At 72.3% G+C, this 22,597-nt stretch carries 18 protein-coding genes and 1 tRNA gene; 11 read left to right on the forward strand and 8 right to left on the reverse strand.

All coding sequences use genetic code 11. The features are described from left to right. Window positions 1–50: 50 nt before the first annotated feature. From MUN78_RS00305 to MUN78_RS00315, 3 genes are all read left to right on the forward strand, one after another. Entirely contained in the window at window positions 51–1,355 is a 1,305-nt protein-coding gene (locus tag MUN78_RS00305) for an LCP family protein (protein ID WP_244692362.1), read from the forward strand. A 78-nt stretch (window positions 1,356–1,433) separates the two neighbouring features. Next, window positions 1,434–1,525 (forward strand) — tRNA-Ser (locus tag MUN78_RS00310). A 153-nt stretch (window positions 1,526–1,678) separates the two neighbouring features. Next, window positions 1,679–1,936 (forward strand): hypothetical protein, encoded by a 258-nt coding sequence (locus MUN78_RS00315; protein WP_244692363.1) that lies wholly within the window; start codon window positions 1,679–1,681, stop codon window positions 1,934–1,936. A 96-nt stretch (window positions 1,937–2,032) separates the two neighbouring features. On the opposite strand, the gene MUN78_RS00320 is transcribed toward MUN78_RS00315, so the two are convergent. Further along, entirely contained in the window at window positions 2,033–3,199 is a 1,167-nt protein-coding gene (locus MUN78_RS00320) for a low temperature requirement protein A (protein ID WP_244728025.1), read from the reverse strand. Continuing rightward, on the reverse strand, window positions 3,196–3,528 hold the full coding sequence (locus MUN78_RS00325) for a nuclear transport factor 2-like protein (protein ID WP_244728027.1): 333 nt from the start codon (window positions 3,526–3,528) through the stop codon (window positions 3,196–3,198). Before MUN78_RS00325 ends, MUN78_RS00320 begins: the two co-directional genes overlap by 4 nt. Window positions 3,529–3,940: 412 nt before the next feature. Between MUN78_RS00325 and MUN78_RS00330 the strand changes: the two genes are divergently transcribed. From MUN78_RS00330 to MUN78_RS00345, 4 genes are all read left to right on the forward strand, one after another. Further along, on the forward strand, window positions 3,941–6,352 hold the full coding sequence (locus MUN78_RS00330) for a sensor histidine kinase (RefSeq protein ID WP_244728029.1): 2,412 nt from the start codon (window positions 3,941–3,943) through the stop codon (window positions 6,350–6,352). Next, the gene (locus tag MUN78_RS00335) at window positions 6,276–6,947 is read left to right on the forward strand and encodes a response regulator transcription factor (RefSeq protein WP_244728031.1); all 672 of its coding nucleotides are present in this window, start codon (window positions 6,276–6,278) and stop codon (window positions 6,945–6,947) included. Before MUN78_RS00330 ends, MUN78_RS00335 begins: the two co-directional genes overlap by 77 nt. A 142-nt stretch (window positions 6,948–7,089) precedes the next feature. Further along, complete coding sequence (locus tag MUN78_RS00340; protein WP_244728033.1) at window positions 7,090–7,572, forward strand: YciE/YciF ferroxidase family protein; 483 nt, start codon at window positions 7,090–7,092, stop codon at window positions 7,570–7,572. After that, window positions 7,569–7,799, forward strand: coding sequence for a hypothetical protein (locus MUN78_RS00345; RefSeq protein ID WP_244728035.1), 231 nt, complete (start codon window positions 7,569–7,571; stop codon window positions 7,797–7,799). Before MUN78_RS00340 ends, MUN78_RS00345 begins: the two co-directional genes overlap by 4 nt. Before the next feature lie 55 nt (window positions 7,800–7,854). On the opposite strand, the gene MUN78_RS00350 is transcribed toward MUN78_RS00345, so the two are convergent. From MUN78_RS00350 to MUN78_RS00375, 6 genes are all read right to left on the reverse strand, one after another. After that, window positions 7,855–9,021: a baeRF2 domain-containing protein gene (locus tag MUN78_RS00350; RefSeq protein WP_244728036.1), complete on the reverse strand. Its 1,167-nt coding sequence runs from the start codon at window positions 9,019–9,021 to the stop codon at window positions 7,855–7,857. A gap of 25 nt (window positions 9,022–9,046) precedes the next feature. Then, window positions 9,047–9,421, reverse strand: coding sequence for a hypothetical protein (locus tag MUN78_RS00355; RefSeq protein WP_244728038.1), 375 nt, complete (start codon window positions 9,419–9,421; stop codon window positions 9,047–9,049). 82 nt (window positions 9,422–9,503) lie between these two features. Next, on the reverse strand, window positions 9,504–10,511 hold the full coding sequence (locus tag MUN78_RS00360; RefSeq protein ID WP_244728040.1) for a cation efflux transmembrane domain-containing protein: 1,008 nt from the start codon (window positions 10,509–10,511) through the stop codon (window positions 9,504–9,506). Then, the gene (locus tag MUN78_RS00365; protein ID WP_244728042.1) at window positions 10,508–11,041 is read right to left on the reverse strand and encodes a hypothetical protein; all 534 of its coding nucleotides are present in this window, start codon (window positions 11,039–11,041) and stop codon (window positions 10,508–10,510) included. Before MUN78_RS00365 ends, MUN78_RS00360 begins: the two co-directional genes overlap by 4 nt. A 210-nt stretch (window positions 11,042–11,251) precedes the next feature. Further along, window positions 11,252–17,680, reverse strand: coding sequence for a DUF5979 domain-containing protein (locus MUN78_RS00370; RefSeq protein ID WP_244728044.1), 6,429 nt, complete (start codon window positions 17,678–17,680; stop codon window positions 11,252–11,254). 337 nt (window positions 17,681–18,017) lie between these two features. Then, entirely contained in the window at window positions 18,018–20,276 is a 2,259-nt protein-coding gene (locus MUN78_RS00375; RefSeq protein WP_244728046.1) for a VaFE repeat-containing surface-anchored protein, read from the reverse strand. A 258-nt stretch (window positions 20,277–20,534) separates the two neighbouring features. Here MUN78_RS00375 and MUN78_RS00380 point away from each other — a divergent pair, with 258 nt between their 5' ends. From MUN78_RS00380 to MUN78_RS00390, 4 genes are all read left to right on the forward strand, one after another. Beyond that, complete coding sequence (locus tag MUN78_RS00380) at window positions 20,535–21,416, forward strand: siderophore-interacting protein (protein ID WP_244728048.1); 882 nt, start codon at window positions 20,535–20,537, stop codon at window positions 21,414–21,416. Window positions 21,417–21,506: 90 nt separating this feature from the next. Beyond that, a complete protein-coding gene (locus tag MUN78_RS00385) occupies window positions 21,507–21,725 on the forward strand; it encodes a hypothetical protein (protein ID WP_244728050.1) in 219 nt (72 codons plus the stop codon). An 85-nt stretch (window positions 21,726–21,810) separates the two neighbouring features. Beyond that, the gene (locus MUN78_RS16685; protein WP_255821010.1) at window positions 21,811–21,933 is read left to right on the forward strand and encodes a hypothetical protein; all 123 of its coding nucleotides are present in this window, start codon (window positions 21,811–21,813) and stop codon (window positions 21,931–21,933) included. Between the two features lie 201 nt (window positions 21,934–22,134). Beyond that, a complete protein-coding gene (locus MUN78_RS00390; protein WP_244728052.1) occupies window positions 22,135–22,587 on the forward strand; it encodes a CarD family transcriptional regulator in 453 nt (150 codons plus the stop codon). Window positions 22,588–22,597 lie beyond the last annotated feature (10 nt).

The raw sequence follows: 22,597 nt of genomic DNA on the forward strand, positions 1-22,597 counted from the left end.
GCTGAAAGCCGGGAGCGAATCGCGCTGCCCGCACGACCCGGGGAAGCTGCATGGGCACGAAGACCGTCGGAGAGGCCGAACGCTCGACGTTCGTGCGCCACGGAAAGCTGCGCCGGTCGAGCTCGTGGGCGAACGCGCTGCGCGTGCTCGCCACCACCGCGGTCGTCGTGGCGCTGAGCGGCGTCGCGACCGTCGCCTACGCGGTGTGGGGGCTCACGCAGGATGTCGACACGGTGGATCTCGGCGACAGCGCGGACACCGTCGCCGCGGGTTCGCAGTCGATCGACGGTCCGCTCACCATCCTGCTCGTCGGCTCCGACTCGCGCGTGGGGCAGAGCTACGACGACGGCGAGGAGGGCGAGCTCAACGACGTGACGCTCATGCTGCACGTCTCGGCCGATCACCAGAGCGCCACCGTCGTCAGCTTCCCGCGAGACCTGATGATCCCGATCCCGAGCTGCCCTGGCCCGGACGGCGAGGACGAGTACTACCCGGCGATGAGCGAGCAGCAGCTCAACTCGACGCTCTCCTACGGCGGGCTCCCCTGCACGGTCCGCACGATCGAGTCGCTCACCGGCATGGACATCCCGTACGCGGGCCTCATCACCTTCGACGGGGTCATCGGCGTCTCGAACGCGATCGGCGGCGTGGACGTCTGCCTGACGCAGCCGATCGTCGACGAGGCCACCGAGCTCAATCTGCCCGCGGGGGAGAACACGCTCGTCGGCAACGACGCCCTGCAGTTCCTGCGCACCCGGCACGGCGTGGGCGACGGCGGCGACACGAGCCGCATCAGCAACCAGCAGGTCTTCATGTCCTCCCTCGTGCGCAAGCTGCAGAGCGCCGACACGCTCTCCGACCCGGTGAAGGTCTACGGCCTCGCGAAGGCCGCGGTGGAGAACATGACGCTCTCGAGCAACATGGCCAATGTGCAGTTCATGCAGCAGGTCGCGGGCACGGTGAAGGACATCGACCTCAGCCGCATCAACTTCGTGCAGTACCCCTCCTTCTCGCACCCCTACGAGGAGGGGCGGCTGACGCCCGACTACGCGAGCGCAGAGGCGCTCTTCCAGGTGCTGCAGAGCGGCGCCGCGTTCACCGTCGCCGCGACGGGCGAGGGCGTGGCCGTGGAGGCGGGCGAGGCCCCGACCGACGGCAGCGCCGAGGCGCCCGTGGAGACGACGGACCCCGCCGCAGAGGATCCTGCGGCGACGGATCCCGCGGCGGGCGACCCGGGCGCGGCCGAGGGCGCGACGACCACGACGGATGAGAACGGCAAGGTCGTGCTTCCCGAGAACGTCACGGGCCAGCCCGCGGACACGGTGACCTGCTCGGCGGGTCGCACCGTTCTCTGAGCGTCCGACCGGCCCGGTGGGCGCCGATTTCCCGAGAGGCCCGTCCTCCCGGTAGAATGGGTGACGTTGTTCGCGTAGGGAGACGTGCCAGAGCGGCCGAATGGACTTCACTGCTAATGAAGGGTCCGGCTAAAACCGGACCGGGGGTTCAAATCCCCCCGTCTCCGCCAATCGAGCAGCACCCGCAGGCCCCGTCCTCCCGGAGAGATCCGGAGGGCGGGGCCAGCGTCGTTTCCGGGATCCGCAGCGGGCGACCGGGGCGCGTCGCGCGATGTCGGCGGTCGCCCGTATACTCGAAGATATATTCGAGAGTGGAGGCGCGGGTGACCGGTGAGAGCACGTTCGTGTGGATGGAGCAGGATCGTCCGGCGAGGCTCGTCTACGAACGGGCGCGCTGGCGCGTCGTCGGCACGCCGCGCGCGATCATCGAAGCGCCCGAGGAGGAGCGGCATCCGCTCGCCGCGCATCCGCGATCGCGTCAGACCGAGTGGCGTTGCACGGTGCGCCGTGACGGCGACGGGGAGACGCGCACGCTCGCGCTGCGCCGCGACGGCTCCCGGTGGGACGTCCGCGCGGCCTGAGCGCCGGGGCATCCGCTCGGTGCGGGGACCCGCGATCCGATCCGAGTCGGGGTGAGCCGGCGCGTGCCGAGACGAGCCGGCGCGACTCGGTGAGCGTCAGCGTGCGCGGATGCGCCCCAGCTCCACGACGACGACGGCGAGCACCGCGGCCGCCGTCGCACCGAGCACCGTGCCCTGCGGGAACAGCGCGGAGAGCAGTACCGCCGCCGTCAGCACGAGGAAGCACGCCGAGCTCGCGGCGCCGATGTGGCGCCGGAGGAGCAGCGCCCACACGACGAGCATGAACGCGGCCACGGGCACCGTCAGCGCGAACGAGGCGGTCGCGGCCGTGAGGTGCTCCGACGCCCCCGCCAGCAGGTCGAGCTCGACCTCGATGCCGGCGGACACCGCGCCGACGGCGGCGAACAGGATGAAGTGGGCGTAGCCGAAGCCGAAGGCCTGCCGCATGGTGCGCAGCCGATCCCCGTACTCGCCGGAGAAGTACATCCACCAGATGCCCGCGGCGAGCGCGATGCCGGCGACCGCGAGCCCGATGAGCCCGGGGAGGTGCTCGCCGGAGTTCAGGGCGTCGATGATCGCGTTCGCGGAGGCCAGCAGACTCTCGCCGAGCAGGATCAGCACGAACAGGCTGTAGCGCTCGGCGATGTGGTGCGGATGCCACGGGGTGCTGCGCGCGCGCTCGGCCCAGATCGGCACGAGGACCTCGAGGACGAGGCACGGCCAGAAGGTCCAGAACTGCACGTCGGCGGAGAACAGGATCCGCGCGACCCAGAGCAGCTGCACGGCGGCGATCCCGATCGCATAGCGGATCGCGGTCCTCCGTTGCTCGGGGTCGGAGGCCGCGAGGCGCAGCCACTGCCCGACCATCGCGAGGCGCATGATGACGTAGCCCCACGTCACCGTGTCCCACTCCCCGGCGCTCATCGCATCGTGCACCCCGGCGGCGAGCACGAGCACGCCGCCCATCTGCACGATGGTCGAGAGCCGGTACAGCCAGTCGTCGGTGTCGAAGGCCGAGGCGAACCAGGTGAAGTTCATCCACGCCCACCAGATGGCGAAGAAGACCATGACATAGGCGAGCACCGCCGGGCCGGCGTGCCCCTCGGAGATGCCGTGGTGCAGGTTCTGCGCGGCCTGCGACACGGCGACGACGAACACCAGGTCGAAGAACAGCTCGAGCGGGCTCGCGGCGCGATGATGCTGCCCCGGATCGCGTCCGGTCATCCGGACGAGGCCGAGGCGCGAGGCGAGGGCGCCGGTCATGCGTGGGGTGGGATGCGGAATGCCGTGACGCGGTCGTCGCGCACCGTCGCGAAGGCCGTGGACTCGCCGTTGAAGACCCGGCTGCTCCAGCCGAAGCGGAGCTCGGTGACGTCGTCGCTGGTGCTGGCCTCCAGCACGGTCATGCGCGCGCCTGCCCCGATCGCGTCGGTCTCGGCCCAGCTGCGCACGCCCGCGGGGCCGCTGAGGACGCGCCCCCAATCGTCCACGTAGCCGTCGTTCGCGAACGCCGCGACGAACGCCTCGGTGTCCGCGGCGTTGATCGCGTCCACCAGGCGCTGCACGGCCTGCGGAAGCTGCGGTTCGCTCATGTTCGTCTCCTCTCAAACCCCCCTGCGTCGGTCATACCACAGCGGTGCGGATCACGGGGATTCCGTCGCCGCGACGTGCGCGGCGTGTCGCGCCGTTTGACCCCGGAGCGGGGGTCACTTCGCGCCCTGTCTCGTCGTGGGGGCACAGCTGGACCTACGCTGGAGCCACCGTTGCGACCCGCGACCCCGGAGCGATCCGAGGCCCGGGCGCACGGAGTCCGGCAGCACCCTCGCTCGGCGAGCTGCGCGAAACGCCGGATCCGCGCTTCGGGGCCCTCTCTCCCCCATCCCCGATGGCCCCGAAGCGAAGGATCCCGCCCGTCACGCGCGCGCGACGTGGGTGTAGTCTCTCAGGCAGGCCGCACGCTCCGCCGTTCCGCTCGGGATCGGCCGGACCGCCTCCTGAACGACCATGAGCCGAGATCCCGTCGCACCCCCGCCTCCGCGCGAGGCGCAGCCCGGCACGGCCTGGGCGAGCGGGTCGGTCACCGCCGCGATCCGGCAGGTCGCGTTCGTCGCGGCGGCCGCGTGGCAGCTCGTCATGGTGCTGGTGACCCTCGCCTCCGTCGGGGGCGCCGGGTGGGGGCTCGCGGTGGCGCAGGGCGTCGTGGCCGTGCTCGCGATCGTCGCGCTGCGACGGCCGATGCCCGCGTACCTCGTCCCCGGTCTCGCCGCGGCGCTCGGCACCTGCGGCTACCTCGTGAGTCGCGACATCGACTCGGCGCTGTCGTTCGCGGCGTGCTGGCAGATCAATTTCGCATCCTGCATCGCGCTCCTGCTCATCGCCCGCCGCGCCGTGATCGTCGCCGTCGTCGGGCAGGCCCTGCTCACGGCGCTCGCGATCCTGACCGTCCTCCCGGAGTGGGGCCCGCAGATGCCGTTCTCGATCGCCGTGACGCAGGTGTCGATCGTCGTGGTGATGCGACTCGGGCTGCCTCGGCTGATGCGGGTCTCCGCGGAGGCCGACGCCGCGGCCGGCGCGGCGGACGCCGCCGAGCTCCGGCTGCGCGTGAGTGCGCTCCTCGGCACCCGCATCGCCGAGGAGACCCGGACCCTGCACGACACGGCCATCAACACCCTCGGCGCCGTCGCGAACGGCACGGCGGGCATCGTGGAGGGCGGGCAGGTGCGCGACCAGTGCGCCAGGGACGTCGTGCTGCTGGAGACCATGCGGGACGACCGCTCCGCCCCGCGGACGCTCGCGCTGCGCGACATCTTCGCGCTGCCCGGCCTCCCCATCGTCCGCGGCGGCGCGGAGGACGCGGAACTCGACAGGGCCGCGGCGCGACTGAGCGAGGAGGCGACCGCGGGCATCGTCGGCTGCGTCAGGGAGGCCCTCACCAACGCGGCGAAGCACTCGGGCGCGGAGCTCGTCGCCATCGACGCGACCGTGGGCGGGGCGGAGCTCGTGATCCGGGTCGAGGATCGCGGACGCGGGTTCGCCGGGCCGTCGCCGGGGGACCGGGGCATCGCGACGTCCATCCGCGCCCGCGCCCGCGATCACGGCCTCGTCGCGGAGGTCGACAGCGCACCGGGCCGGGGGACGCGCGTCGAGATCACCGCGCCCTTCGCTCCGGTGCGGGACCCCGCGCCCGAGATGGCGCGCACGGACGCCGAGGTGCACGAGGTCAGCGCCCGGCTGCTCCGGCGTGCCGGTCTCCTCTGGGGGATGGGCGTCACCGTGGTGAGCGTGCTGCTCACGGCGACGGGGAGCGCGAACGTCGGCAACGCCCTGCTGCCGATGATCGTCCTCATGCTGGCCGCCTGGGCCGCGGCGTGGGGCGGCACGCGCGGGCGGCCGGGATCGCGCCTCCTCGGTTCGACGGCCGGGCGGGCGCTGCTGGCGAGCGTGCTCGCCCTCTGCACGCTCACCGTCTTCGTCCTCTCGGCGGCGGCCACGGGCTTCGGCGGCCTCGGCGCCGTGTACTGGCAGGCCCTCGCCCCGACGGGCCCCCTCGTCATGCTGCTGGCGCTCAGGCCGGGGCGGAAGGTCGCCGTCGCCGCGATGACGGCCTGGGCGCTGCTCGTGCTCGCGCTCGCCGCATTCGTCGCGCCGAACGCGACCGCGGCGCAGATCGTGGTCATCGCCGGCATCGTCGGGGTCGGCTTCTCGGCGGTCTGGGGGAGGTTTCAGACGCTGCTCGTGGCGCGGGCGGAGCGCGGTTTCCGGGACCGCGCGCGAGCGCTCGACGCGCGGATCGCCGTGGACGCGGCGGCGGCGGCGCGAACGAGCTATCTCCGCTGGCTGGACGCGGGTCTCGACTCGGCGATCGAACTGCTCCGCGGGATCGCCGAGGGAAGCCGGGGGGTCGCCGCGGCGGCCACGCGCGCCGCGTGCGCCGAGGAGGAGCAGTACCTGCGCCAGCTCGTGCAGATCAGCCCGGAGTTCGTGCGGCTCGGGCGCGGGCTCATGGCCGCGCTGCGCGAGGCGCGCGATCGCGGGGTGCCGCTCGTGCTGCGGGCCGGAGGGCCCGACGCCCCGGACGCGGCGACGGCGGAGGACGTCTCCGGGGTGCTGCTCTCGGCGATCCGGGGGACGCCGCCCGGCGAGGCGCTGCACGTCTCGCTCTTCCCCGTGGGATCGGGGATGCAGCTGACGGTCTCGGGAGCGTCGCTCGAGGCGCCGGCCGCGCTCGCCGCCGGGCGGGGCTCCTCGCGCTTCGAGCGGCTCGGGTCGGTCGCGCTGCTCGAACTCACCTACACTGGCGAGGAGAGGTCATCGGATCCCGAACCCCGCGAGGTACCCCATGAGCGAAGCCGTTCCGTCCCCCGTCTGCCGCGTCGCGGTCGTCGAGGATCACCTGCTGCAGCGGGCGCGGACTGAGGACCTGCTGCGCCGCGAGCCGGGCTTCGAGATCGTTTTCAGCGGCGAGTCGGCACCCGATTTCGTCGCGTGGGTGCGGGAGGCGCCGCGCGAGCGCCGGCCGCATCTGCTCGTGCTCGATCTCATGGTCGACCGGCGGCCGAGCGTCGATGTCGCGGTGGTGGAGGCGCTGCTGCGCGCGGGGCTCAAGATCGTGGTACTCTCCGCGCTGGCGTCGCCGCCGCTCGTGCGCGGCATCGTGCGCGCCGGGGTCTCCGGCGTGGTCGGCAAACGCGACGCCGAGACCGACATCCTCGCGGCGATCCGCGCGGTGCTGCGCGGCGAGGAGTGGATGACGACGGAGCTGGCGGCCGTCATCGCCGGCGACCCCGAGCGGCCGAAGCTCAGCGTGCAGGAGGAACGGGCGCTCGTGCTCTATGCCTCGGGGCTCACGATCGAGCAGGTCGCCTCCGCCATGAACATCGGCCGCGAGACGGCGAAGCAGTACCTCGACCGGGTGAAGCGGAAGTACCGCGAGGCCGGGGTGCCCGCGCGGACCCAGCTCGACCTCGGGCGGATCGCGTGGAGCGAGGGGTACCTCGACCCGACGCTCTGACGCGGCGCGTACCGCACCGTCCGCTCGGGCTCCACCGCGGAGGCCGCTACACGCCCGCCGTACTGGAAGGCAACCCCCTTCGCAGGCGTGCGACGAGCCGCCATGCTGGGACGATCCAGCACCCGACACCGGAGGAGGCCGCATGTCCCAGCAGAAACTCGAGACCCCTGCAGAGCTGTTCCACTACCAGGTCCGCAGCGCGCTCACGATGGAGCACCACTCGCTCGAGGCGCTCGACGAGCTCCGCTCGGCGGCGAAGGACGCCAAGATCACGAAGCTGTTCACGCACCACGCCACGGAGACCCGGGAGCAGATCGACACGCTCGAGCAGGTCTTCGCGCTGCTCGAGGTCGATCCGAGCACCGCGCCCTCCCCGGCGACGACGGGGATCAAGAACCAGGCGTCCTCGCTGCTCGAGAAGGTCGACGCGAAGCTCCGGGATCGCGTCGCGCTCATGAGCGCCCTCGGCAACGAGCACTTCGAGATCTCGGCATACGAAGGGCTCATCCTCGAGGCGCGCGCGCTCGGGGCGGGCGAGGCGGCCGATCTCCTCCAGCAGAACCTCGACCAGGAGACGCACACGAGCGAGGAGCTCCGCAGCGCGCTCCAGGAGCTCCTGTCATGAGCGCGGGGACCGGCGACCCCCGGCACGAGCCCGATCGCGCAGGCGAGGAGGCGGAGCCGGGCGAGAACGGCCCGGACGAGAACGATCCGAAGCTTCCCGATGAGGCGCCGGACGATGTCGCCGAGCGCCCGGGATCGGCAGCCGTCGGCCACGAGCACGCCGATGAGCTGGCGAACGAGTGGGGCGAGGAGTCCTTCCCGGCGAGCGATCCGCCGGCGCACTACTGAGGCCCGACCGGCGCACCGAGACGCCCGGCGGCTCCCGAGGGCGCGTCCCCGCGATTCACCAGCGCAGCAGCGCCGTGGGCGGGGAGCCGCCGTCGGGCATCGGCTCCTCCGGCGCGAGCGCCGGCTCGAGGATCCGCACGCGGGCTCCCGTGAGGATCGCCGCGCGCGCGAGGGCCTCGGCCACGGGCAGCCGTGCGACTTCGCGGCCGGCGCCGAGCGCGGGAGCTCCGTCGCGGATCCACGGCTCGGCATCGAGCGCGCCGAGCGTCTCCGCGGCCTCCCGCGGATCGGCCTCGAGCGTTCGGGCGTCGAGCAGCAGCTCCGCGACCCGCGCCTGCTGCAGCGCCTCGACGACCGTCGCGACGCCTCGGGCCCGGCGCTCGCCCCCGCCGGCGTCCGCAGCGGCCGATACCTCGTCGATCTCGCGCTGCAGGCCGAGGTCGAGGGCCTCGGAGACGGCCCGGTCGACGGCGCGGGGATCGGCCCCGTCCGCGCGGGTGTGCGCGTCGACCTCGATGAGCAGGTCCGTGCAGTCGGCGGGCAGCCGCTCGCGGAGCAGCTGCCGCGCGCGCAGATCGCCCGCGAGCACCACGAAGGCGGGTCGCGTATCTCGCACGAGGCGCTCGAGCGACGCGGCGACCTCGGCCTGGTTGTGCTTCCACACCTCTTCGGAGTGGCGCTGCCAGCGGGCATGCGACCGGCCGCCGGCCTGCACCTTCGGCAGGGCATCGGTGCTCCCCTCGATGCGGGCGGTCTGCTCCGACTCGGTCCCGGCGGCGCGTTCCAGCCGGAGCTCCGCCCCGTCGCGGGAGGTCTCCACGACGAGGTACCGCGGTGCGTACGTGCGGTGGCGCAGCAGTGGGATCACGAACGGCAGGGCGGCGTGCGTGAGCACGGCCTGCCCTCGCCGGGGCCCGGCGAAGTGCTCATCGACGGCGATGCCGCCCCCGCTCACGAGCAGATACCGCGCCGAGGGGCTCGCCACCCCGGATCCCGCCCGCAGCGCCGTCGCGACCGCCTCCCGGTCGGCTTCGGGAGCGCCGGCCTGCGCGAGGCCGTCCATGAGGGACTCCCGCTTCGTCGCCTCCGACCCCGCCGGCGTGTCGCCCGTGCCGTCCGCGTACACGGTGGTCCATGCGCCGGGACGCGCGAGCGCCTCCTGCAGCGGGCTGCGCGCGTCCGGGGCGCCTGCCGTTCCATCTCGTGCGGCTCCGGTCATCATGCGCTCCTCTCCGTCGCTCCCGCGCTCAGTCGGGCGGGTCGATCGTGATCTGATCCTCGTCCCGGCGGTCGGTGCTCGCGCTCCGGGCGCTCTGCTCCGCCTCGTCGCGCGTCTCGAAGGCGTCGGCGCCCTCGTTCGCATCCAGTTCGGGATCCTCGCCAGCGTCGGGCGTCGACGGACCGTCTTCCGCCTGCTCGGCCTTCCGCGCGGCGCGCGGCGGGTCCGCGGCGTCCGAGCCGAGCTGGCCGGCGTCCTTTGCCGCCTGCGGTACGGACCCGCTCACCGAATCCGGGGCGGTCGCGGTCGGCTGCGCGCTGTCCGGATCGTGCTTCCCTGTGCCGTCGCCGTGTCCGTCGCCGTCTCCGCGTCCCTGGCTGTGTGCATCCGTGTGATTCGTCATGCTGCCACCTCCGTGCGTCTCCTGCGACGCTACGCGCTCGCGCCGCATCGCGAACCGGGGTTGAAGCGCACCGCGCGCTCTGTTAGTGCCGCTTCGCGTCGGCCGCTTCGGCGCCGGGACGGTCGAGATGCTCCGGCAGCGTCGCGCACGGCGCGATCACGACGTCCTGGATCTTCCAGTCCAGCCCCTGCACTGCTCCCGCGAGCGCTTCGGCGCGGTCCACGGTGATCCGGCCGTCCGTCGGAACGACGAAGACCTCTACGTGGAAGACCTGACCCTCGTCGCGCATGCGGATCCCCGATTCCGCCACCCAGTCGAGCTCCGCGAGGTACGCGTGGATGACGTCCGCCAGCGGGTGGCGCCTCGTGTCGTCGAAGGTGCGCGCACGCTGGTCCATGAGGTCCGCGACCGCAGCCTTGGTGTTGCGCACACCGTCCCAGATGATGCCGAGGGAGATGAAGACGGCGGCCGCGCCGTCGAGCCACCACCAGCCGATCCCGACGCCGAGCACGCCCACGATCGAGGCGGCGTTCGTCTGCCAATCGGCCTTCGCCATGTCGGCGTCGGCGTACAGCAGCTTGTTGTGCAGCACGGGCGCGAGCTTCGCCTTCGCCGGGCCGTACAGGAAGACCGGGCCGACGACCACGACGGCCATCACCGAGACCATCAGCCATCCGAGCCAGATCGTGTGCCCGAAGAGGTTCACCGTGCCGATCGAGGGGTGTTCGGCGCGGATGAGCCCCAGCGCCGACTCGACGGCGAGGGAGGCGCCGACCGCGAGCAGGGCGACACCGCCCACGAGGTGCCCGACGCTCATGGCCCGGTGCTGACCGTAGGGATGCTTCGGGGTGGGCTTGCGGCGGATGAAGACCAGGGCGACGAGGAAGGCGAGCTGGGGCAGCAGGGAGAGCATGTCCTCGATCCAGGCCGTCTTCATGGCCTGGGAGCTGCCGAGCACGAATGCGACGGACGTGATCGTCACCGCGGTGTAGCAGATGGTGAAGATCTGCCAGCGCACGGCCCGGCGGAGCGCGGTCCGCTGCTCCCCCGGGAGATGGTCGTCGGCCTCGACGCCGTCGGCGAGGCTCATCGCGCCAGCCCCCGCCCGTCGATATAGCCTTCGAATGCCGACAGCAGGGCGTTCTCCCCGAGCGGCATGAGCGCGACGAGCTCCGCGTCCGCGCCGTCCACGCCACCGGCGCTTCCGGCGAACGGCCGCGAGATCGCCGCCCGCTCCGTCCAGGGCGTCTCCGGTGTGAAGTGCCCGAGCGCGAGGTCGATGTCGCCGGATTCGAGCATGCCGACGAGCGTCTCCTCGCCGCCGAGCTCCCAGACCGGGGCCGCGTCGATGCTCTCGGCGAAATCCGCGCCGAGTTCGGGCAGCGGACCCTCCGGCGGGTGCGCGTCCGTGCTCATCCCCGGCTCCGCCGCGATGCCGATGCGAAGTTCCCCGCCGCGCGCCCGCTCCAGGCTGCCGTCCGGGTCGGCGGGGATCGTGAGGCCGCACCCCGTCAGCGCGGCGGCGAGCAGGGCGACGCCCGCGAGGGCGGACACCCGTCCGGGTCTTCGCCTCCGCCCCGCTCCGTCGATGCGCGCCCTCGCGCCGAACTCCGCCTGCATGCAGCGATGATGGCAGCCGCGCCCGCGCGGGGCCAGGCCGTTGCTCGGAGGGCACGATGTTTGCTAGGGCCGCGAGCGCACGGCGCCGCGCGTCGCGTCGCGTCGGGAGGACGTTCGCGGGATGCGGCGCGTCGGCGAGGCTCGAGGGGATACGCGCGACGGCCGGGAACGCGGCTGCGTTCCCGGCCGTCGCCGCGGCACGATCCGTTCTTACGCGTCCCGGCGCGCGCGGCGGCGGTTCAGGGCGAATGCGCCGCCCGCGAGCGCGATGAGGAGGACGGCGGCGGCGATGAGACCGGCCACCTGCCCGCCGGTGACCCCGAGGCCGCCCGGATCGTTTCCGTCGCCCCCGTTGCCGTTGCCGCCGTCGCCCCCGTCTCCGGGCGGGAGCACCGGCGGCACGCCGCTCAGCGCGTTGGAGACGAGCACGAGCGCGCCGGTCTCGCCGAGTGCGAGCTCACCGCTCGCGGTGCCTTCGACGGTCTCGCCGGCGGCGCCGGTCGATACCGTGACGGAGGTGCTCGTCGCCTCCCCGGCGTCGGTCTCCGTGACCTCGCACACGGCGCCCTGCGGGAGATCCGCGAAGCGCTGCTGCGCCCCCGCCGTCAGCGTGAACTCGCGGACGACCGGCTCGTCGCTCCCGCCGACCGCGCACTCCAGCAGGAAGGCGTACTCGGCGGACAGCTGCTCCTCCGAGAGGTCGTGCGCGTTGTCGCTGCGCACGCTCTTCTCCACCACGAGCTCGCCGAGCGCGTAGGTGTTGGTGAGCGCCGCGACCGTCGCCGTGTCGCCGCTGCGCGGCGCACGGATGGCAATCTCGGCGGTCGTTCCGTCCACCGAGGGGGTGACTCCGTCGGAGACCTGGAACGAGCGGCCGACCTCGCCGTGAGCCCCGACCTCGCCGGTCTCGGAGAGGGTGCAGTCGGTGCCGATCGGCAGTCCGTCCACGGTCACCGGGGTGCCGTCCGCGGGGAGCGTCAGCGTCGCGGACTCGCCGAGGTCGAGCGCCACGCGCGCCGGATCGGCCAGGCCGCTCGGCACGGTGCAGACCAGGGAGACGTCGAACGATTCGGGGATCTGCGTCACGCCGCCGTCCACGACGGTCTTGGCGACCTCGAGCGAGCCGGTCTGCAGCGTCACGCCCGCGGGTTGCGGGGCCTTCGGCAGATTCACGCGGCTGCCCGCGGTGTCCCACGCGACGACGCCGTTCTGGTTCCAGGCGAACTGCGGCTCGGCGAACTGCGCGAGCGTGGGCTGCAGCCCGCCCTCGGCCTGCTCGGCGACGCGATTCACCGTCTCGTAGGCCACGTCGAGCCAGGCGCCCGGTCGGAGCGGCGCGTCGCCCATGGTGACCGCGATGCGGAACCCGGCGATGTCCTCGGCCGCGCCCGCGTAGGCATCGGCGGCGACCCAGCTCCCGTTGGCGGCGTTCGTCGCGGCGTCGCTGCACTCCGGATCCGCGATCCAGCCGGAGATCGGAGCGGTGCCGATGCAGGCGGTCGGGTCGGTGGTGATCTCCACCGCGTACGTCGCGCCGGCCGGAAGCCCGGTGACCTCGAGCGACGCGAGATCGGCGAGCACGGGACGGAACGTGCTGTTGCGGCTCGCGTTGCCCGCGAGCAGCTTGTCGCCCGGCGCCGGGAGCATGTCGACGATCGTCATGCGCGCGAGATCGGTCGTGCCGGCGTTGACGTGGCGCAGCAGCCACGCATCGGTCGCGCCGACGGCGGTGACGTCGGCGCAGGGGGTGCGGGTGTAGTCGGCCGGCGCACCGGGGGTGGTGCAGCCCTCGGCGCCGGTGACGACGTTCACCGCACCGGAGACGAGGTCTTCGCCGAGCGTGCCGGCGGGCTCGCCGTTCACGAACTTCTGCGCGCCGATGAGCGTGCCGCTGCGCGGCTGCACGTAGTTCGCATTGCCGCACTGCGTGCTCGCGAGGCCGTCGACGCGGGAGGGATCCTGCCCGTTGTTCGTCGGCTGCGTGCAGGCGTCGAGCTCGACGCCCGTCTCAGCCACGACGGTGTTCCAGGCGCGGTCGGCCGCGGTGAGGCCCGGCTGCAGCACGAGCCCGAGGTCGATGGTGAGCTCCTCGCCGGGATCCATCCGCGTCCCCGCCGGCCAGGTGAAGACGAGATGACGCCCGTCCTCGCTCGCGGCCACGGTGATCTCGGCGGGATCGATCGACGCGCCGTCGCCGCCCGTCCGCGAGAAGGCCGGCTGCTCGCCGTCCCACTCGAGCTCCGCGGGCAGGACGTCGGTGACGGTCCCGAGCGGCAGGTAGCCGGTGCCGCTGTTCGCGACAACGAGCTGCCAGGGGGCGCTCGACATCGCCTCGACGGTGTGCGTCGAGGTATCCAGCGGCGCGCGCTTCTGCACGGTGAGCTCGTGCGAACCCTCCGAGAAGCCGAGCGAGGCGTCGGCGCCGTCGTCCGCGGTCGCGCCGCCGCTGCCGGTCGCCGTCGTCGCCGCGACGTTCTCGACGCTCAGCCCGCCGGCCCAGTCGATCTCGGCCCCGGCGCGCAGACGGACGTCGATCGGGAGCCGACCCTCGCCCCAGTCGGACGTCCACGAGGTGGCGCCGAGCGGGAAGAGCGCGCCGTCGGCGCGATCGAAGGTGATCCGCACACCGCGAACGTCCGCGAGCTCTCCCGCGAAGTCCGCCTGAGCGACCCAGGCGCCCGCGACGAAGTAGTCGTAGCGGTAGGCGTCGCTGTCGGTGGGCACCGCGGTGGGCGCGGGCAGCGAGACGAGCTCGAAGAGATCCCAGAACTCCGCGGTCGTGTCCTCGATGCTCAGGCGGTCGAGCGGCGCCTTCGATGCGCCGGGGGTCGCGGTGAGGAGCACATGCACGGGGGCATCGCGCGTCGCCTCGTACACGGTGCCGTCGTCCTGCCCGTCGCGGTTGTCGACCGTGACGCGCTTGGCGAGCTCGACGTCGATTGCGGCGTCGGTGAGGAGGACCTGCGCGTCGTCGACATCGCGCGGCGTCGCCGCGGGGTCGACCACGAGATCCTGCCCCAGCGCGGCCGCCGAGTTGTCGACGGGCACGGACACGCCGTCCGCGCCGCCCGTCACCGGTGCGCCCGAGGCGCGATGCGAGGCGCGCAGCTGGACGTCGAGGCGCATCGTGAGGGCGTCGCCGGCGACGATGCGGTTGCCGTTCGTCTCCGGGTCGGTGCCCTGGTAGACGACGGAGACGCCGATGGCGTCGGCGAGCTGGGCGGCGGTCGGGCCGCCCGGGGCGGCGCCGGTGATCTGGTCGATCGAGAACGCCGCGGTCGTCGGGGTGCCGCCCGCGTACAGCCACAGCTCGAGCGTGCTCTGCGCGGTGTCGATGTACGACGGCAGGCCCTCGAAGCTGATCCCGGTCAGGTCGAACTCGTCGAAGTGGTTGCCGGCGCCGCTCGCCGCCTCGGCGTCGAAGTCGCGGCCGGAGAACGGGCTCTCCGACATGCCGCTCGTGCCGAGCGTCGAGGTGGCCACGTCGGTCACGCGGACCTTTCCGAGTTTCATCACGCCGACGGCGTCCACCGGGTCGATGCCGGCGCCGGAGGCGTTCCGCGCGGTCAGCGTGTACCAGGTGGTCGGGTAGTCGGCGGGATCGAGGTCGCCGGGCTTGGGGGCGACGAGTGCGACGGAGCGACCGTCGGCGAGGCCGCCGACGGTCTTCGCGAGCGAGACGCCCGCGACGCCGTCGAGCACGGTGATCGTGTCGCCGTCGGTGTCGCGATGCGTCGTCCCCGCCTGATCTCCCGCGATCTCGAAGACGTTGTCGATGCACCCGGCGTCCGCCTCGGCGGCCGGCGCCACGAGGCAGTTGAAGGCGCTCGTCGAGACGACCCACTTCGCGTCGTCCCCGGCGGCGGTGCGCGCGGAGTCGCGCAGCTTCCAGCCGAGCTCGTAGCCGCGGGTCGACGCCGAGGCGGCGATCCCGGAGCCGACGGCGGGCACGCCGAGGTCGCCGTCGGCGATCGCGGCCGCGCGGGCGTCGTCGTTCGGCGCGAGCACGAGGCGCACGCCGAGCGTGCTGCCGCGCTCCGCTGCGCTGAGCGTGTAGCCGACGAAGCCGGCGCCGTTCATCCAGCCGCCCGCGGGAGCGGCGGCGTCGGTCCAGGCTGCGCCGTTCCAGAGCTGCACTGCGGTCACCGCGTCCCAGGCGAGCTGCGGGTCGTCGTCGAAGGCGATCGGGAAGACGCGCGTGAGATCGAACGCCTCGAAGACGGTGCCGACGCCGGTGGCGTTCGGGGTCGCGGGATCGGTGAGGCGGATCTCGTCGAAGCCGCGCTCGGTCACCGCCCAGCTCTGGATCGTGGAGCTCTCGGCCCCCGACTGCGAGATCAGCGCGGAATCCGTCCACTGCTTCGCCGCCCACAGGGGGCCGGGACCGACCCACTCCTCGGGGCGGATGCTGCCGGCGCCGGTATCGAGGTCCTCGCCGTGCACCTCGCGCTCGTCGAGGATCCCGGTGCTCTCGGCCGTCGCCGTGTTCTCATAGGGCGTCGCCGGGTAGTCGGGAGCCGCGCCCGGCGCGGTGGGCTCGCCGCTGCTGCGGAGGGTCTCGCGCGCGGTGAAGGCCAGGTTCGGCTTCACCGTGGTGGTCGCGCCGAAGCCGTCGGTGTTCCGGTAGACGAAGCGGATGCCGGTCGTGGTCTCGGGGCTCGGGAGCGCGATGTCCGTCATCGAGCTCGCGGTCAGGGTGTCGACGTCGACCCAGTCGCCCAGCGCGGCGTCGTAGCGCTGAATGGTGAGCGTGCTGCCGGCGGGGACGTCGATCGGGGCGAGGATCGCCGTCGCATCGTACGCGTCCCAGAAGGTGCCGTCGCCCGTGAGGGTGTCCTCGACCACGATCTCGGTCGGCTTCGTCTTGTCGCCTGAGGCGGTCGCCGTGGTCGGCAGCTGAACGATCACGTCGTCGCCGGGGAGGACGACGCTCGGGCTGATCCGCTTCTCGATCTCCACCTCGATCTTCGGGGAGACGACGGTGAGGGTGGCGTCCGCGGAGTCCTCGGCGGGCTCGTCCACGCCGGGGCGGGTGCCGGTGACGTCGATGGCGTTGCGGAAGGGGCCGGCTTCGGCGCCGTCGGAGGCGAGGCCCTCGTCCGTGTCGATCGCGTACTTGACCTGGCTGGTCGCCCCGGGAGCGATGCTTCCGGTGAAGCTCAGCTCGAACCCGGTGATGTCGCGGTTCGTGAGCGGTGTCGGCACGGCCGGGAGCGCCTCACCCGGGGTCAGGACGACGACGGTCGGGCCGCCGTCGTGCTGCCACGTGAGGGTGCCGCCGGTGGCGCCCGCGGGCCACACCTGCGTCGTGTACGCGGCGTCGAAGCCGGCGAAGCGGAGCTCGTTCGAGAAGTAGGCGGCGTCCGCCCCCTCGCCGGGCTCGCTGATCGTCAGGGAGTCCAGTGCGGCGCTCTGGGGCGCCAGCCGGTTCTGCGCGGTGAGGATCGCGCCGACGGTGTTGCCCGCAGTGGTGCGCAGCGGCTCGACCTCGGTGCCGGAGGCGTCGACGAAGGTCTTGCCCGCCTCGACCGCGATCGCGAGCGGGGTGACTGCGAAGGGAGCGTCAGCGGTCCGGGTGACGGGATCCTCGCCGGTGACCGAGACGGACGCCGCGACGACGTTCTCCGCCTCGTAGCCCTTCGAGATGTCGAGGAGACCGAGTCGATCGTCCTCGCGCTGGGAGACGGTGAAGGACGCGGAGGCCTCCGCGCCGGGCACGATCGCGCCCGTGTAGCCGATGCGCACGCCGGCGATGTCGGCGTCGGCGATGCCGCCGGAGTAGCCCACCCAGCTCCAGCTGCCGCCGGAGAGGACGTAGACCTCGACGGTGGCGGCGGTGGCGCCCGCGGGCCAGTTCGCCGGATCGGCGGGGTCGGCGGTGAACCCGGCGAAGTCGACGTAGCGGAAGGGGTTCGACGCATCCAGCTCGCCGGCGCCGTCGTCGGCGACCGGCGGATCCTGCAGCACGAGCTCCGCGGCATCGACGTTGGATGCCTGCGTGCCGCCGATCACGATGGTGGAGGGGGCGCCGGGCTCGTAGCCCTGACCCGCGGGCGTCCAGGACTTCGTCGGCGTCACATCGATGACGCGCTCGACGTCGACGGAGACGGTCGCGGAGTCCTGGGCCGAGATGGTCTCGCCCGGGGCGGCGATCGCCGTGATCCTGGCCGAGTTCACGAGGTCCAGGCCGTTGGAGTCCCAGTCCGGGCTCAGCGTCGCGGGGACCGTGACGGTGTACTCCAGCCACCCCTGGGGGCCGGTGGGCAGGCCGGTGGCACCACCGTCGATCGGAGCGGCGACGTCGACCGTCACCGTGCGGTCGGCCTCCGAGCTGCCGATGACGCCGCCGGTGGCGGGGGAGACGCCGGGGAGATCCACGGAGACCGTGCCGGGATAGCCGGGCAGGGCCGCGGCGATCTCGCTGATCTCCCAGCCGGAGAAGGCGGCGGGGAGCACGTCGGTGAGCGTCACCGGGCCGTCGGCGTCGTAGTTCTCGGCGCTGAACTCGATCCGATACGTGACGCTCTCGCCGGGAGCGAGCCCGCGATGCGCCTCCTGCCCGTCCACCTGCTTGATCAGCTGCAGGTAGGAGCCGGGCTCGGCCTGGGCGGGAACGATGCCCGCCCCGCTGGCGACCATCGCCGTTCCGAACAGCAGGACGGCGAGCCCGCCGGCGAGCCACCTCCCCGCGCTCCGCAATCTTCCCTGCTGTCGACGCAGTCTGCGCACGTCACTTACCCCTTAGTTCGCGTGGAAACGCCGGCGCGCCAAAGATGGCGCTCGAGTCCGCCGGCCTCGTGTAGTTCGGAAGCAACCCCCATCGCTTCCCACTCGCATCCCAGTGTAGTCGTCCGATGGACGGCGAGATGCGCGCGGCGATGTTCGCATGAATGCCGGGCCGCAATGCCGACGGGCCCGCCGTCTCCAGGAGGAGACGGCGGGCCCGTCGGCGGCTGGTCGGCGACGTCAGTGCCGGCTACTCCGTCTCAGCAGCGACCGCGCGGCGTCGCGCCAGGAGCAGCGCGCCGCCTCCGGCGATCAGGCCGAGGAGCGCGAGACCGGAGACCAGCATCGGCGGCGTCGAGGAGCCGGTCGTCGCCAGCGCGCCCTTCGGCCCGCTCGCCGGCGGCGTCGTGACGGTCGTCGCGGGCCGCTTCTCGACGGTGACGGTCTGGGCCGCGTCGTCGATGTCCGTGTGGGACGCGACGGGGGTGCCCGTCGCCTCGTCGCCCGCGTACAGCCACTCGAACGCCACGAGCTTCTCACCGGCATAGCCCTCGGGGATCGTGAAGGTCACGTCGATCTCGCCGTTCGCCTCGCTCGGCGTGAAGGTCGTGCTGCCGGCAATGCCGGTCGCGGAGCCGTCGGAATTTCGCATCAGTTCGCCCGTCACCGTGTACTCCTGGCCGGGGGTGAGGTTCCGATAGGCGACGGTGTCGGTGGCGGTGCCGCCGTTCCAGGCGACGATCCGGTCGCCGTCGGACGCGTCCACAAGGCTCGTGCCGATCACGGGCGTCGGCGTCGCGGGGGCGTTCTCGACGACGACGGTCTGCGCCAGGTCCTCGATGTCCTCGTGGGTGGCGACGGGGGTGCCCGTCGCTTCGCCGCCCTCGTAGAGCCGTTCGAAGGCGACGAGGGTCTCGCCGGCGTAGCCCTCGGGGATCGTGAATTCGACGGTGACTTGCCCGTTCGCCTCGCCCGGGGTGAAGGTGGTGGTGCCGGTGATGCCGGTGGCCGTGCCGTCGGACTTGCGCATGAGCTCGCCGGTGAGGGTGTACTCCTGGCCCGGGGTGAGGTTCTCGTAGGCGACGGTGTCGGTGACGGTGCCGCCGTTCCAGGCGACGATCTGGTCGCCGTCGGCGGCGTCGACGAGGCTCGTGCCGATGGACGGCACGGGGGCGTTCTCGACGACGACGGTCTGCGCCAGGTCCTCGATGTCCTCGTGGGTGGCGACGGGGGTGCCCGTCGCTTCGCCGCCCTCGTAGAGCCGTTCGAAGGCGACGAGGGTCTCGCCGGCGTAGCCCTCCGGGATCGTGAACTGCACGGTCACCTGCCCGTTGGGTGCGGTCGGCGTGAAGCCCGTGGTGCCGGTGATGCCGGTCGCGGAGCCGTCGGACTTCCGCATGAGCTCACCCTGGAGCGTGTAGGACAGGCCGGGAATGAGGTTCTCGTAGGCGACGGTGTCGGTGACGGTGCCGCCGTTCCAGGCGACGATCTGGTCGCCGTCGGCGGCGTCGACGAGGCTCGTGCCGATGGACGGCACGGTCCAGGTCGCCGTCGCGGTCGCGGTCGTCGTGGCATCGCTCGGCACCGCGAGAACCATCGTCTGTGCGTGGTCCTCCGGCGTCGCGGTTCCACCCGGGGTGCCCGGGACCGTGATGATCTTGCCGGTGCCCGAGGCGCCGGTCGCGGTCGCGGTGATCGTCGCGGAACCGGCCGAGGTGACGTCGCGGAGGTCGAGGAAGACCTGCTGCCCGTCGACCACGGCGCTCGCATCGATCGGGGCGCCGGCACCGTCGACGAAGGCGAGGCCGTTCGACGCGGTGAGCGCCACGCTCGCCTGGTTCGTGCTCACGGTGTAGGGGCCGGCGAGGTCACCGCCCGAGAACGCGCCGTCGCTCGGGTCGATGGAGACCGTGATGGGCTCGCCGATGGGCTGCCCCCCGCTCGCGTTCGCACCGTTCACGAGGTACCAGTACACCGCTTCGCTGTCCGGGGTCTCCCACGCCCAGGGGGCGTCCCAGCCGACGTCGGTGTAGCGCCAGATCGCGTACTGGGTCGCCTCGACCGCATCGTTGACCGAGAGCGTCGGCACGCCCGATGCGGCGCGGAGCTCATCGAGCGAGAGGTACGGGTAGCTGTGCGCAAGGACCCAGGTGACCTTATTCGGTACCGTGGGATCCGTTGCGTAGAAGTTGCTTCCCAGATAGTCCTGCGGGTCGCCGATGATTCCGGGGTGCCGGGAGCCGACCTCGATCCGATTCTCGAGGCAATAGGCCCAGTAGTCGGGGGTGCCGGGATTGTCGGGGTCTTCCGGGGTCTCGAGGAAGACGCCGTGGATGTTCGTTCCGATGTACCCCTGGGTCACCGAACTGACCCAGACCGAGTCCCCGGTCTGCAGGGTCGCCGACGCGGCGGACGCGAACGACGGTACGACGAGCGAGACGACGGCGATGAGCGCGACCGCCCACCACCGCCTCCGCTGGATGACTGGCCGGTGGTCCTCAGATGCCATGGCAGCCTCGACTTCCTCGATCGTGGTGAGGCGCCTCGCCCGTCTGACGCGACGATGCGATGCACCTCAAATGTGGGTGTGAATAAGGGGTTCCAGGAACATAACCGCGAGCCGGGTCGGCCGCGGAATCGGGCGCGCATTTGACCCCCGTGCGGGGGCCATTGGAGTGGAGCATACGCGCCTGTATCACCTAACACGAAGAATTCCCGGTTTCGTGACGCACGTTTGACAGGAATGCCCGCGCCGTATGATCGGAGGATGAGCGAATCCGCGACCCCAGCGCGCCGCCACGGCGGCAGTCAGCACGTGCTCACGGTCGTGCGCACCGAGCGGCTGACCCCGCACCTGGTGCGCGTGCATCTCGGTGGGGAGGGCTTCGCCGCGTTCCTCGGCGAGGCCGATCCCGAGCGGATCGCGAAGACCGACGCGTACGTGAAGCTCCTCTTCGCGCGCCCCGAGCTCGGTCTCGAGCCGCCTTACGACCTCGAGGTGCTCCGCGAGGCGCTCCCGCTCGCGGACCTGCCGGTGCGCCGCACCTACACGATCCGCGCGGTCGACGCGGCCGCCGGGACGATGGCGATCGATTTCGTGGTGCACGGCGACGACGGCGTCGCAGGCCCCTGGGCGGCCGGTGCGCAGCCAGGGGATCAGGTGTCGCTCTCCGGGCCAGGCGGGCAGTTCGCGCCGGTCGCAGAGGCCGCGATCCCGAGGCTGCTGCTCGGCGATGACTCGGCGATCCCGGCCATCGCCGCGGCGCTCGAGGCGATGCCGGCCGGGGCGACGGGCCTCGCGCTCATCGAGGTCGACGGTGCGGAGGACGAGATCGCGCTGGCGCGCCCCTCGGGCATCGAACTGCGCTGGCTGCACCGGCGCACTGCGGCCGGCGACGCCGTCCACGGCACGGTGCTGCTCGCGGCGGCGCGCGCCCTGCCGAAGCCCGAGACGGTGCCCGAAGTCTTCGCGCACGGCGAGCGCGCCGCGATGCAGGGGCTGCGCGTGCTGCTGCACGACGAATGGGGGATCGCGCGCCGCGCGCTCTCCCTTTCCGCGTACTGGGCGCTGGGCCGAGCCGAGGACGGCTTCCAGGCCGAGAAGCGCGAGGCCGTCGGGCAGATCTTCGCCGAATCGCAGCGGCAATAACGAGGAGCGCCGCGGGCACCGCGGCGCCCGACTGCTTCAGGAGGCGGAGATTCCTGTGAACGGCACATGTGCGCGACGTAGCCTTCGATCATGAACGAAGAAACGCAGCCCACCCGTTCCGAGTGGGACGAGGAGATCCTTCACGCCGGAGGCAGGTACACGCCGACGCCGGCGACCGTCGCACGGCGGCTGACGGAGATGCAGCGCGACGAGTCCGCGGCCCGCGTTGAGAAGCTTCGCCGGCGAATCGCCGACGACCTCGATGAGCATCCCGTCCCGCCCCGAGAGGGAGAGACGCGCGCCGGATAGCACTGCCCCGATCCGTCGCGCAGACCGCAGCCCGATGGGCTATGGTCGGGCTCGGGTGCCAATACCCGGAATTGAGGGCACACGGATGTCCAAAGACAAAGGCCAGAAGGCCGCGAAGAAGCCCGCCGCGATGAGCGCGAAGGAGAAGAAGGCAGCCAAGCGGGAGAAGAACCAGGCCGCCGCTTCGCTGCTGAACAACCGCAAGTAGGTCGCGCGGTACCGGGCGGCGATCCCATCGCCGCTCGCTACCGCGTCCTCTCCGAGTCGCGCAATCTGCCTGCATTCCGCCGACCGCGCTCCGACCGCGCTCCGACCGCGCTCCGCCCACGCTCCGCTCCGGATTCCAAAGGACCCCATGACATATGCACCAGGAACCGTTCTTATCCACCCCTCGCACGGGCCATTGCGCGTGGTCTCCACCACGAGCCGCAGGTTTCCCGACGGGGCGACCCACGAGTGTCTGAACCTGGAAGCGCTCGACACGCACGCGCTCGCTGTGACGATCCCGCTCGACCAGTACGCCGCGTCCGGGTTGAGGAGCGTCGTGACCGGCGCCGCCGTTGACGAGGTCTTCGGGACGCTGAACGGCGCGACGGGCGAGGAGTCGGACAACTGGTCGAGACGATACAAGGCGAACGAGCAGAAGATCCGTTCCGGGAGCATATTGAGTCTTGCGGAGGTGGTGCGTGATCTTCTGCGACGCAAGGAGGAGAAGCACATCTCCCACGGCGAGCGTCGTACGCTCGAACAGGGCATGACCCATCTCGCCCGGGAGGTGTACTACTCGAAGAGCCTCGACAGCGTCGGGGCGGCGGAGCAACTCATCAGGGACGCCGCGCTGGGCGAGTCGTTCACGCGCTGACACCCGGTGG

Source organism: Leucobacter allii, assembly GCF_022919155.1.
GTDB lineage: Bacteria > Actinomycetota > Actinomycetes > Actinomycetales > Microbacteriaceae > Leucobacter > Leucobacter allii.

What these genes read in the sequence shown, in the direction of transcription:
- MUN78_RS00325 (WP_244728027.1), bottom strand. Translation starts at nt 3,528, where the DNA reads ATGAGCGAACCGCAGCTTCCGCAGGCCGTGCAGCGCCTGGTGGACGCG.
- MUN78_RS00355 (WP_244728038.1), bottom strand. Translation starts at nt 9,421, where the DNA reads ATGACGAATCACACGGATGCACACAGCCAGGGACGCGGAGACGGCGAC.
- MUN78_RS00335 (WP_244728031.1), top strand. Translation starts at nt 6,276, where the DNA reads ATGAGCGAAGCCGTTCCGTCCCCCGTCTGCCGCGTCGCGGTCGTCGAG.
- MUN78_RS00375 (WP_244728046.1), bottom strand. Translation starts at nt 20,276, where the DNA reads ATGGCATCTGAGGACCACCGGCCAGTCATCCAGCGGAGGCGGTGGTGG.
- MUN78_RS00305 (WP_244692362.1), top strand. Translation starts at nt 51, where the DNA reads ATGGGCACGAAGACCGTCGGAGAGGCCGAACGCTCGACGTTCGTGCGC.
- MUN78_RS00380 (WP_244728048.1), top strand. Translation starts at nt 20,535, where the DNA reads ATGAGCGAATCCGCGACCCCAGCGCGCCGCCACGGCGGCAGTCAGCAC.
- MUN78_RS00330 (WP_244728029.1), top strand. Translation starts at nt 3,941, where the DNA reads ATGAGCCGAGATCCCGTCGCACCCCCGCCTCCGCGCGAGGCGCAGCCC.
- MUN78_RS16685 (WP_255821010.1), top strand. Translation starts at nt 21,811, where the DNA reads ATGTCCAAAGACAAAGGCCAGAAGGCCGCGAAGAAGCCCGCCGCGATG.
- MUN78_RS00365 (WP_244728042.1), bottom strand. Translation starts at nt 11,041, where the DNA reads ATGCAGGCGGAGTTCGGCGCGAGGGCGCGCATCGACGGAGCGGGGCGG.
- MUN78_RS00320 (WP_244728025.1), bottom strand. Translation starts at nt 3,199, where the DNA reads ATGACCGGCGCCCTCGCCTCGCGCCTCGGCCTCGTCCGGATGACCGGA.
- MUN78_RS00360 (WP_244728040.1), bottom strand. Translation starts at nt 10,511, where the DNA reads ATGAGCCTCGCCGACGGCGTCGAGGCCGACGACCATCTCCCGGGGGAG.
- MUN78_RS00370 (WP_244728044.1), bottom strand. Translation starts at nt 17,680, where the DNA reads ATGGTCGCCAGCGGGGCGGGCATCGTTCCCGCCCAGGCCGAGCCCGGC.
- MUN78_RS00385 (WP_244728050.1), top strand. Translation starts at nt 21,507, where the DNA reads ATGAACGAAGAAACGCAGCCCACCCGTTCCGAGTGGGACGAGGAGATC.
- MUN78_RS00345 (WP_244728035.1), top strand. Translation starts at nt 7,569, where the DNA reads ATGAGCGCGGGGACCGGCGACCCCCGGCACGAGCCCGATCGCGCAGGC.
- MUN78_RS00350 (WP_244728036.1), bottom strand. Translation starts at nt 9,021, where the DNA reads ATGATGACCGGAGCCGCACGAGATGGAACGGCAGGCGCCCCGGACGCG.
- MUN78_RS00340 (WP_244728033.1), top strand. Translation starts at nt 7,090, where the DNA reads ATGTCCCAGCAGAAACTCGAGACCCCTGCAGAGCTGTTCCACTACCAG.